We start from the raw sequence: 11,248 nt of genomic DNA on the forward strand, positions 1-11,248 counted from the left end.
GGGCTAGCCCAGACAGCTTAACCTCTGGATCTCTAGTTATCAATGAACTTGTTGCACTTGACTTGACAAATTGGGATTTAAAAAATTTTACATTTTTTCAAAAAAACTACTGGACATAACCAGTAATTTGTGTTAATATATTGATGACAAAGGGATGCAGTGACATCGGAGGCAAAATAAATGCAGAAATTTGAAATAAAGGATCAGTTCTATTTGGATCAGAAGTCTTTCAAAATTCTTTCTGGTGCAATTCATTATTTTCGGGTTCACCCTGATGATTGGTATCACTCTTTGTACAATTTAAAGGCCCTGGGTTTTAATACAGTTGAAACCTACGTCCCCTGGAACTGGCACGAGCCTCAGAAAGGTCAGTTCAACTACGAAGGAATCTTAGATATCGAACGATTTCTAAGCATTGCTCAGGATTTAGGGCTATATGCTATTGTTCGTCCTTCCCCCTATATTTGCGCAGAGTGGGAATGGGGAGGTCTCCCCGCTTGGTTGATGACGGAGGAGCTTCGGATACGTTCGCACGATGCAACTTATCTGAGGCATTTAGATGAATATTACGCTTCTCTTCTTCCGAAATTGGCCAAGCACCAACTCTCACAAGGTGGAAACATTCTCATGTTCCAAGTGGAAAATGAATATGGTTCCTACGGTGAGGACAAGGAATACCTGAGAGCAGTAGCAGATTTGATGAGAAAGCATGGCCTGACAGCTCCCTTTTTCACATCGGATGGTCCATGGAGAGCCACTTTGAGAGCTGGTACCCTGATAGACGATGATATTTTGGTCACAGGAAACTTTGGTTCCAAGGCTGCAGAAAACTTTGCTATGATGCAAGATTTCTTCGATGAATACGATAAGAAGTGGCCACTCATGTGTATGGAATTTTGGGATGGATGGTTCAATCGCTGGGGAGATGAGATTATTCGCCGGGATCCAGATGAGCTTGCCCAGTCTGTCATGGATTGTATCCAGCTTGGGTCTATCAATCTTTACATGTTCCATGGAGGGACTAACTTCGGCTTTATGAACGGCTGTTCGGCCCGGGGTCAGATTGATTTACCACAGGTAACTTCCTATGACTACGATGCCATCTTGGATGAGGCGGGGAATCCTACTAAGAAATTCTATGCTATTCAATCCTTGATGAAGGAAGCCTATCCAGAATCGAACTATGCTGAACCACTCATTAAAGCAGCCAAAGCCTACCCATCGGTGGAATTAGAGGCAAAAGTTAGTCTCTTTGGGACACTAGAAAATGTAAGCGGTTCCCTATCTAGCTTCTATCCACAAAATATGGAAGAGTTGGGTCAGAATACAGGCTACATTCTCTACCAGACTACCCTTGAAAAGGATAAGGATGAGGCGGAACGGTTTAGAGTTATTGATGCACGTGACAGGATACAGGTCTATGCAGATGGCCATCTGGTCACAACCCAGTATCAGACGGAAATCGGTGAGGATATTGAGCTGGATTTGCAGAATCAGCACACCGACATTTCAATCCTGGTCGAAAATATGGGACGTGTCAATTATGGTCACAAGCTAACCGCACCAACCCAGTCCAAAGGTATTGGTCGGGGCGCGATAGCTGATCTTCACTTTATCGGCAATTGGCAAACCTATCCTCTCCCCCTAGAATCTGTGGAAACGGTAGATTTTACCAAGGAGTGGAAGGAAGGGCAACCAGCCTTTTACCGCTACCGATTTGAAGTGGATGAACTGGCAGACACTTACTTGGACATGACAGGTTTTGGTAAGGGTGTTGTATTTGTTAATAATGTAAATATCGGACGTTTCTGGGAAAAAGGTCCAATCCTCTATCTCTATATTCCAAAAGGATACTTAAAGAAAGGAGAGAATGAGATTATCGTCTTTGAGACGGAAGGAAGATATAGAGAGAAGATAAGCTTTTCACAGGAACCCATTTATAAAGAACTTTAGAAAAAGGAGATTTAGTATGGCAATCATTGCTACACGTATTGACGGTCGTTTGATTCACGGTCAGGTTGCTAACCTATGGACTACCAAATTAAATATCGGTCGTATCATGGTTATTGACGATGCTGTTGCTCAAAACGACATTGAGAAACAAGGTTTGAAATTGGCCTGCCCACCTGGTGTAAAATTATCCATTTTACCTATCGAAAAAGCAGCTAACAATATTAAGGAAGGTAAGTACGATAGCCAACGTCTATTGATTGTGGCACGTCGCCCTGAAAACTTCCTGCGCTTGGTTGAATATGGTGTAGAAATTCCTGAATTGAACGTAGGGAACATGTCTCAAACACCTGAAACGCGTTCAGTGACTCGTTCTATCAACGTGGTTGATAAGGATATCGCTGATTTTGATGCCTTGGTTGCCAAGGGAGTAAAATTGATTGCTCAAATGGTACCAGGTGATACACCTAAAGACTTTATGCCTTTGTTGGATAAAGTTCGTTAACATTCGGATATTTTTGAAAAATTTTAAAGGAGGAACACTATTATGCAATTCTGGCAAATAGTACTTTTAACGCTCTACTCTGCTTATCAGATTTGTGATGAGTTGACTATCGTATCGTCAGCAGGTTCACCAGTCTTTGCAGGGTTCATCTCAGGCTTGATCATGGGTGATATGGCCACTGGTCTTGCTATCGGTGCATCTCTTCAATTGATGGTACTCGGTGTTGGTACCTTCGGTGGTGCATCTCGTATCGACGCAACTTCAGGTGCGGTTCTTGCGACAGCTTTCTCTGTTTCACAAGGTATCGATCCAGAACTTGCGGTATCAACTATCGCGGTACCAGTAGCGGCACTTCTTGTTTATACTGATATTGCAGGTCGTTTCTCAACTACTTACTTCGCACACCGTGTGGATGCTGCGGTAGAAAAATTTGACTATGCAGCAATCGAACGCAACTACCTTCTTGGTGCGATTCCATGGGCACTCTCTCGTGCACTTCCAGTCTTCTTGGCACTCACTTTCGGTGGTGGTTTCGTTGAATCAATGGTTAACACTATCCAACAATACCAATGGATTGCTGATGGTTTGACTCTCGCTGCTCGTATGCTTCCAGGTCTTGGATTTGCAATCTTGCTCCACTACCTTCCACTTAAACGTAACCTTCACTACTTGGCAATCGGTTTTGCCCTTACAGCTATGTTGACTGTTCTTTACGGTAACGTATCTGCTTTGGGTGGTGCTGTTGCAGGCATCGTTGGAACTCTTCCAGAAGATGCAGGTGTATCATTTGTAAACAACTTCAAAGGTTTGTCAATGATCGGTATTGCGATTATCGGTGCATTCCTTTCAGTATTGCACTACATCAATAGCCAAAAAGTAGCAGTGGTTGCTCCATCAAATTCAGAAAGTGGGGAAATTGACGATGACGAAATCTAATTACAAATTAACAAAAGAAGATTTTAATCAAATCAACAAACGTAGCTTGTTCACTTATCAATTGGGTTGGAACTACGAGCGGATGCAGGGTTCTGGTTACCTCTACATGATTTTGCCTCAATTGCGTAAAATGTATGGAGATGGAACTCCTGAATTGAAAGAAATGATGCAATTGCATACACAATTCTTCAACACTTCTCCATTCTTCCACACTATCATCACTGGTATTGACCTTGCCCTCGAAGAAAGCGACGGTGTTGCTTCTAAAGATGCGGTTAATGGTATCAAGACTGGTTTGATGGGACCATTTGCCCCTATCGGTGACTCTATCTTTGGTTCCTTGGTTCCAGCAATCATGGGTACAATTGCAGCGACTTTTGCAGCTGATGGGAACCCACTCGGTATCTTCCTCTGGGTTGCTGTAGCAGTTGTCTACGACATCTTCCGTTGGAAACAGTTGGAAGTTGCTTACAAAGAAGGTACTAAACTAATCACAACAATGCGCGATCGTTTGACTGCCCTTGTTGATGCAGCATCTGTAATGGGTGTCTTCATGATGGGTGCCTTGATTGCAACTATGATCAACTTTGAAGTATCTTGGACTCCAGCAATCGGTGAGAAAACAATTGATATCCAAGACTTGTTGAACTCAATCTTCCCACGTTTGGTTCCTGCAATCTTCACAGGCTTTGTCTTCTGGTTGTTGGGCCGCAAGGGTATGACTTCAACTAAGGCTATCTTGATTATCATTGTATTGGCACTTGCCTTCTCAGCGCTTGGTCGCTTCGCATTTGGTATGGGCGCTTAATATGACAAAGAGCTTAGTGTTAGTAAGTCATGGAACATTCTGTCAGGAACTCAAAAAATCCACTGAGATGATTATGGGGCCACAGGACAATATCTTTACTGTGGCACTCCTTCCTGAAGAAGGTCCAGAAGACTTCCAGAAAAAATTTGAAGAAACAATTGCAGATTTAGACGACTTTGTTGTCTTCGCAGATTTACTTGGTGGAACACCTGCTAACGTGGTTTCTCGTAAATTGATTGACGGTGCGCAGTTTGACCTCTATGCAGGTATGAACATGCCGATGGTCATCGGTTTCTTGAATGGTGTTCTCCTTGGAGAGGACGTTGACTACGTCGAATTTGGTTCAACCAATATTCAACACATCAACAAACTCCTCACATCTAGCGATGATGAGGATGAGTGAAAAACTCCAGTGGAGTTTTTCAGCCCGAGCCTGAAAATACGAAAGCGAGGGTTATTCCAAAGTATTATGGCAAGCTAATACTAGCTTTAAATAGGCTTTAAGTATCCTGAGGGGAAGCAAGTTGATTGCCTCCCCTCATTTGATTTTGTGAGGAAAAGCGATGATTGAAGTAAAAGATTTTGGTGCACAAGCGAAGCTTTATTACATGAAAAATAAGAATGGTATGCAGGTCACTCTGACTGATTTTGGTGCCAGAGTGGTGGAAGTGCTCTTGCCAGTAGGGGAAAATGGTGGTTTACGCAATGTCAGTTTGGCTGCTGAGTCGGATGATGATTACCGTAAGACAGACTTGTACCCTGGTTCAACTATTGTCCCAGTAGCGGGGCGTATTTCAGGAGCTCAGGCTGAGATAAAGGGAACCAGTTATCAGTTCACAGAAAATGAGCCAGGTCGCACCTTGCATGGTGGGATTGACACGGCAAATGAACAGTACTGGGATGTTGCTCTTGACCACGAAAAAAATCAAGTTACCTTTGGGATTTTCCTAAAAGATGGTTTCAATGGTTTTCCAGGAGATGTGAGGGTTGAGGCTATTTATGGTCTAACAGACCAGAATGAGTTGACGGTAGATTATCGGGCGGTGTCTAGCAAAGATACTATTTTCAATCCGACCAATCACATCTATTTCAACTTAACGGGGGATTTTCAGCAGTCAGTAGCAGACCATGAAATTCGAATTGCAGCCAATCGCTATGCTCCGCTTGGTGAGGATAATCTGCCGACAGGTGTTTTAGAAGATGTGACAGGTACACCATTTGACTTTAGAGAACTAGCCCCATTTGCGCAAGGTTTTGACAGCCAGCACCCACAGAATGTGTTGGTGAAGGGCTACGACCATCCGTGGCTCTTGGAGGATGCGGATAGGCCAGTTGAAGTGGTCAGTCCAGATGGAAAAATTGGTCTGCGCGTGCGAACCAATCAGCCATCAGTGGTCATCTACACCTACAATTATCCTGTTGAAGCTTTGGCTACCTACCATGGTGCCTTTAGCTTAGAATGCCAGGCTCTGCCAAATGCTTGCAACCTAGATGGTTTTGGCTCTATTTTGCTAGAAAAAGATGAGGAATTCTTGTCTGAAACAGTTTATCAATTTACTTGGTAAGAAGGAGAGGCTCTACCTGCTATACAGATAGGGCTTCTTGTCTTTTTTGGAAAATGTGGTATAATAAATCGGTGTGTTTCAAACGAAGCAGACGAAAGAGGAAAATAATGACGAAAGAACAAGAATTTTTAAAAGAATTTGAGGCCTGGGTCAATACACAGGTTATGGTAAATGAGATGGCGGTAGAAGAAAGCCGTCGTGTATTGGAAGAGGATAAGGATGAGCGTGCTGCGGATGCATATATTCGTTATGAGAGCAAGCTGGATGCCTATCGCTTTATTCAAGGAAAATTTGCCAACTACCACGCTGGTAAAGGATTTCATGATTTACCAGATGAACTGATTGGTCAAAGACATTATTAAGGAGAGGATTAAGCATTGTCAAAGAAAAAAACAAATCGTAAAAAACTATTAAAAAAACAACTAGCAGACTTGAGACGAGCAGGGCGTGTCGGTCTTGAAACTGCTCGCGGAGCTGTTGAGACAGTCGCACATCAGGCTGAGGCTGTGGTAGAGAAGGCTGTCGAACAGGTGAAAGAAGTTGTAGCAGAGGTGACTTCATCAGCGACTTCATTGGAAGACTTTTTGGCACTTCCTGAGTTGGAAGGCATTGCAGCAGCACGTTTGGAAACCTTCTACCAAGCAGGCATTCAATCTGTGGCTGATTTTGCAAACCATACAGAAAAAGAGCTATTGGCACTTAAAGGCATCGGTCCTGCAACTATCAAGCAGTTGAAAGAAAAAGGGATTGGCTTGAAAGCTTAATATAACAGAAACCAACGGAAATGAGTTGGTTTTTTCTTTTTCTCTTGCTATAATAGAATTAGAATATTCAAGGAGAAAATCTAATGGCAAAGAAGAAAAATCGGAAGAAAGTTGTTTCTATTCATTCGAAGAAAAAATTTACCGGACAAAAAATGAATGGTTTATCAACAGATCAACTATTTTGGGAGGTTGTTTACAGGAAGTATCCACATGAAATCAAGAGTGGTCTTAGAGAGATTTTGAAGTTGAATCCAGAGCATCTAGGTGCTCGATTTGAATTGTACAAGTTTGAATACCCTGAATGGGGATATGAAAATCTCGAAGATATCAATTTATTTGCGGCGGAGGCTATTGAATTGTGGCTCGAGGAAGGTTGCCCAGCCTGGAATAAGGAAGAACCAAGTTACAGTTTAGGAATCGTTTTAAATATCTTATATTTTTATTTTGAAAAAGGTCTGTACGGATTAGCCAATGATTTGTGCGATATTATTATAAGTCATCCCCAAGAAGCCTATCATCGCGACTTTATTTTTATATTATTGAGCGTTAAAAATCAGGTTTTTGACTTTGAATATCTACAGAACCAGTTTGAAAATGAATTAAAGAATGCAACAGTTCAAGATGCGACAGCTATACATTTTTTAATAGCTTCTATGGTTAGGGGCGAATTTGCTGTGGCTAAGTCAGTCTTGCGACTAATTCTTGAACGCTATCCTGAATATTCATGGATCTTTCAAATTGGTCATTGGCCGACGGTGGCTTTCGAAGAAAATGGTCTATTTGTTATTAGTGAATCAGATACCATGTTTAACTCGCTGGTATTTATGCAGGATTTCCTGGAACGTAGACGGGATTTGGTTAAAAGAGTCAATCAAATGACCAGGGAAATTGAGGAAAATCGTGAGGGAACGATTCAACATTTCTATAAGTTCTACCAACTGCCAGAGCTTGTGCATTTGCAGGAAAAACGATTTCGAATTTTTTACGAAAATGGTATTCATAAGTTAGAAGATTTTAAAAAATGGACTGAAAAAGAATTACTAGCTTTAGATGGCATTGGAAAAACTAGTGTCGAACACTTAAAAGCTCAAGGAATTCAATTCAAATCTTAGACTTATTTTTCTTGCTTACAGTTCATAATTCTGTTACAATAAAGCCATTCAGAGGTGTTTTGAGCCCCATTTGTCACAGGAAGCGGTGGTACTGAGAAATCCGCACAAATGTCAAAACTGGTTGCTGATGATGTGAATCGAATAAGCAAAGTGCAGATAATGTATCTGAACAAGGGTGGTACCGCGGAATAACTTCGTCCCTGTCTAGCAAGTCTAGGCAGGGATTTTCATTTGGAAAGGAGAAGATATGCTACATCATGTTGAAATTTACGTTTCTGACTTGGAAACTTCACGTGCGTTTTACGACTTTCTCCTGACCAAGCTGGGCTACTCGCTCTATCAGGAGTGGGAAGGGGGATTTTCTATGGCTCTTTATGACTCCAAGTCGCTAGCGACGAAGGAGAGTTTAGAGCCATTGATGCAGTTTGAGCAAAGCGAAAACAGTAATCCTATGTCAAGACCAGAGCAGTACCTGGTCTTTGTCCAAACGCCACAGGACTTCCTAGAGCCAAGTTATCACCGTTGCCGTATAGGTCTCAATCATCTAGCTTTTCATGCGGGGACACCAGATGAGATTGACCAATGGCGGCAGGAATTTTTGACCAGACGAGTCAAATTGCTGTATGATGATCGCTATCCCCACGCAGGAGGACCAGACCACTACGCCCTCTATTTAGAAGATCCAGATGGGATAAAGATAGAGTTGGTGGGGGAAACGAAATAGTCAGCCCCAAGGACTGATTATTTCTAGGAGATTATATGAAAAAGAATTGAGCTATTTCTAGCTTGAGGATAGTATACGCCAATTTTCTTAAAGAATACTAAAGGAGAAAAAATAATGTCAAAAGAATTATCACCAAAATACAATCCAGCCGAGGTTGAGGCTGGTCGTTACCAAACTTGGTTGGACCAAGATGTCTTTAAGCCGTCAGGCGATGCGGAGGCTAAGCCCTATTCTATCGTCATTCCGCCGCCAAACGTAACCGGTAAGTTGCACTTGGGACACGCTTGGGATACCACTCTTCAAGATATTATCATCCGTCAAAAGCGTATGCAGGGCTTTGACACCCTCTGGCTTCCAGGTATGGACCACGCGGGGATTGCTACTCAGGCTAAGGTTGAGGAACGCTTGCGGGAGCAAGGCATGACCCGTTATGATCTTGGTCGTGAAAAATTCCTCGATAAAGTCTGGGAATGGAAGGATGAATACGCAGCGACCATTCGTGAGCAATGGGGCAAGTTGGGTCTGTCTTTGGACTACCAACGTGACCGCTTCACGCTGGACGAAGGCTTGTCAAAAGCTGTTCGCAAGGTCTTTGTAGAACTCTACAAAAAAGGCTGGATCTACCGTGGCGAATTTATCATCAACTGGGACCCAGCGGCTCGCACAGCCCTTTCTGACATCGAGGTTATTCACAAGGACGTCGAAGGTGCCTTCTACCACATGAATTACATGTTGGAAGATGGTTCTCGTGCCCTTCAAGTTGCGACAACCCGTCCTGAAACCATGTTCGGTGACGTTGCGGTGGCGGTTAATCCAGAAGATCCACGTTACAAGGACTTGATTGGTAAAAATGTTATCCTGCCAATCGTCAACAAGCCAATCCCAATCGTTGCGGATGAGCACGCGGATCCTGAATTTGGTACAGGGGTTGTGAAAATCACACCTGCCCACGATCCAAATGACTTCCTTGTCGGTCAACGCCACAATCTGCCACAAGTCAATGTTATGAACGATGACGGTACCATGAACGAGCTCGCAGGCGAATTTGCAGGTATGGACCGTTTTGAAGCTCGTAAGGCAACGGTTGCTAAGTTGCAAGAACTGGGGGCCCTTGTGGAAATCGAAAACCGTGTGCATTCCGTTGGTCACTCTGAACGTACAGGTGTGGTAGTCGAGCCACGCTTGTCAACCCAGTGGTTTGTCAAGATGGACCAGTTGGCTAAGAATGCCATTGCCAACCAAGAGACAGCTGACAAGGTAGAATTTTACCCACCACGCTTCAACGATACTTTCCTACAATGGATGGAAAATGTACATGACTGGGTTATCTCGCGTCAGCTTTGGTGGGGTCATCAGATTCCAGCATGGTATAACGAATCTGGCGAAATGTACGTCGGAGAAGATGCCCCAGCAGGTGACGGTTGGGTACAGGATGAGGATGTCCTAGATACCTGGTTCAGCTCTGCCCTTTGGCCATTCTCAACCATGGGCTGGCCTGACGAAAATGCGGCGGACTTCCAGCGTTACTTCCCAACTTCAACCTTGGTAACGGGCTACGACATCATCTTCTTCTGGGTGTCACGCATGATTTTCCAATCGCTCGAGTTTACAGGTCGTCAGCCGTTCAAGAATGTGCTGATCCACGGTTTGATCCGTGACGAAGAAGGTCGAAAGATGTCCAAGTCGCTCGGAAATGGGATTGACCCAATGGATGTCATCGAGAAATATGGTGCGGACGCTTTGCGTTGGTTCTTGTCAAACGGCTCTGCCCCTGGTCAAGATGTCCGCTTCTCTTATGAGAAGATGGATGCTTCTTGGAACTTTATCAACAAGATTTGGAACATTTCCCGCTATATCCTCATGAACAATGAAGGGTTGACCTTGGATGCGGCGCGTGAGAATGTAGCCAAAGTCGCAGCTGGTGAGGCTGGTAACGTGACGGACCGCTGGATTCTCCACAACCTCAACGAAACCATTGCCAAGGTCACTGAAAACTTTGACAAATTCGAGTTTGGTGTGGCTGGTCACATCCTCTACAACTTCATCTGGGAAGAGTTCGCCAACTGGTATGTGGAGCTGACCAAGGAGGTGCTTTACAGCGACAACGAGGCTGAGAAAGTCATGACCCGCTCTGTCCTTCTCTACACGCTGGACCAAATCCTTCGCCTCCTCCACCCTATCATGCCGTTTGTGACGGAAGAGATCTTTGCTCAGTACGCAGAGGGCTCTATCGTGGTGGCAGCTTACCCTGTTGTCAACCCAGCCTTTGAAAATGCGGAAGCGCACAAGGGAGTGGAGAGCCTTAAGGACTTGATTCGTTCGGTGCGAAATAGCAGAGCAGAAGTCAATGTTGCGCCATCTAAGCCGATTACCATTTTGATTAAGACGGCAGATAGCGAGCTTGAAGCCTTCTTCAAGGCAAATGAAAACTACATCCGACGCTTTACTAACCCAGAGCAGTTGGAAATCAGCTCAAGTATCGATGCACCAGAACTAGCTATGTCAGCTGTTATCACCGGTGCTGAAATCTTCTTGCCACTCGCCGACCTCCTCAACGTCGAAGAAGAGTTGGCTCGTCTGGACAAAGAGCTTGCCAAATGGCAAAAAGAACTAGACTTGGTCGGTAAAAAACTCAGCAATGAACGCTTCATCGCCAACGCCAAACCAGAAGTCGTTGAAAAAGAAAAAGAAAAACAAGCCGACTACCAAGCAAAATACGATGCGACAGTAGGGCGGATTGAAGAGATGAAGAAATTGGTGAATTAAGTTACTAAAGATTATGAAAACGTTAGCAAATGCTAACGTTTCAGATTGAAGACAAACACTTAAGAGGCGTTTGTCTTTTTCTGTTTATTGGTCTGATAGTCGGTCTTTTTGCCAGAAT

At 43.8% G+C, this 11,248-nt stretch carries 11 protein-coding genes; all 11 read left to right on the forward strand.

The genetic code is table 11. The annotated features are described in order from the left end of the window. The first annotated feature begins 180 nt into the window (after positions 1-180). Complete coding sequence (locus ACHBHN_RS10730) at positions 181-1,953, forward strand: beta-galactosidase family protein (RefSeq protein WP_394734095.1); 1,773 nt, start codon at positions 181-183, stop codon at positions 1,951-1,953. 16 nt (positions 1,954-1,969) lie between these two features. Further along, positions 1,970-2,455, forward strand: coding sequence for a PTS sugar transporter subunit IIB (locus tag ACHBHN_RS10735; protein ID WP_105123427.1), 486 nt, complete (start codon positions 1,970-1,972; stop codon positions 2,453-2,455). A 39-nt stretch (positions 2,456-2,494) separates the two neighbouring features. Further along, positions 2,495-3,391, forward strand: coding sequence for a PTS sugar transporter subunit IIC (locus ACHBHN_RS10740; protein ID WP_172022786.1), 897 nt, complete (start codon positions 2,495-2,497; stop codon positions 3,389-3,391). Continuing rightward, on the forward strand, positions 3,378-4,199 hold the full coding sequence (locus ACHBHN_RS10745; RefSeq protein ID WP_105111198.1) for a PTS system mannose/fructose/sorbose family transporter subunit IID: 822 nt from the start codon (positions 3,378-3,380) through the stop codon (positions 4,197-4,199). The genes ACHBHN_RS10740 and ACHBHN_RS10745 overlap by 14 nt, the downstream gene beginning before the upstream one ends. 1 nt (position 4,200) lies before the next feature. Next, on the forward strand, positions 4,201-4,602 hold the full coding sequence (locus ACHBHN_RS10750) for a PTS sugar transporter subunit IIA (RefSeq protein ID WP_172009494.1): 402 nt from the start codon (positions 4,201-4,203) through the stop codon (positions 4,600-4,602). A 160-nt stretch (positions 4,603-4,762) separates the two neighbouring features. Continuing rightward, entirely contained in the window at positions 4,763-5,764 is a 1,002-nt protein-coding gene (locus ACHBHN_RS10755; protein WP_394734097.1) for an aldose epimerase family protein, read from the forward strand. Between the two features lie 107 nt (positions 5,765-5,871). Continuing rightward, entirely contained in the window at positions 5,872-6,126 is a 255-nt protein-coding gene (locus tag ACHBHN_RS10760) for a DUF1912 family protein (RefSeq protein ID WP_024391064.1), read from the forward strand. Positions 6,127-6,141: 15 nt separating this feature from the next. Continuing rightward, positions 6,142-6,528 carry a helix-hairpin-helix domain-containing protein gene (locus tag ACHBHN_RS10765; protein WP_394734099.1) on the forward strand — a complete coding sequence of 129 codons (387 nt, stop codon included), beginning with the start codon at positions 6,142-6,144 and terminating at the stop codon, positions 6,526-6,528. Between the two features lie 83 nt (positions 6,529-6,611). After that, positions 6,612-7,640, forward strand: coding sequence for a hypothetical protein (locus ACHBHN_RS10770; RefSeq protein ID WP_394734101.1), 1,029 nt, complete (start codon positions 6,612-6,614; stop codon positions 7,638-7,640). Between the two features lie 247 nt (positions 7,641-7,887). Further along, entirely contained in the window at positions 7,888-8,364 is a 477-nt protein-coding gene (locus ACHBHN_RS10775) for a VOC family protein (protein WP_394734103.1), read from the forward strand. A 114-nt stretch (positions 8,365-8,478) separates the two neighbouring features. Further along, on the forward strand, positions 8,479-11,130 hold the full coding sequence (locus ACHBHN_RS10780; protein WP_394734105.1) for a valine--tRNA ligase: 2,652 nt from the start codon (positions 8,479-8,481) through the stop codon (positions 11,128-11,130). Positions 11,131-11,248 lie beyond the last annotated feature (118 nt).

It is taken from the genome of Streptococcus sp. A22 (assembly GCF_043674215.1).
Taxonomy (GTDB): Bacteria; Bacillota; Bacilli; order Lactobacillales; family Streptococcaceae; genus Streptococcus; species Streptococcus suis_V.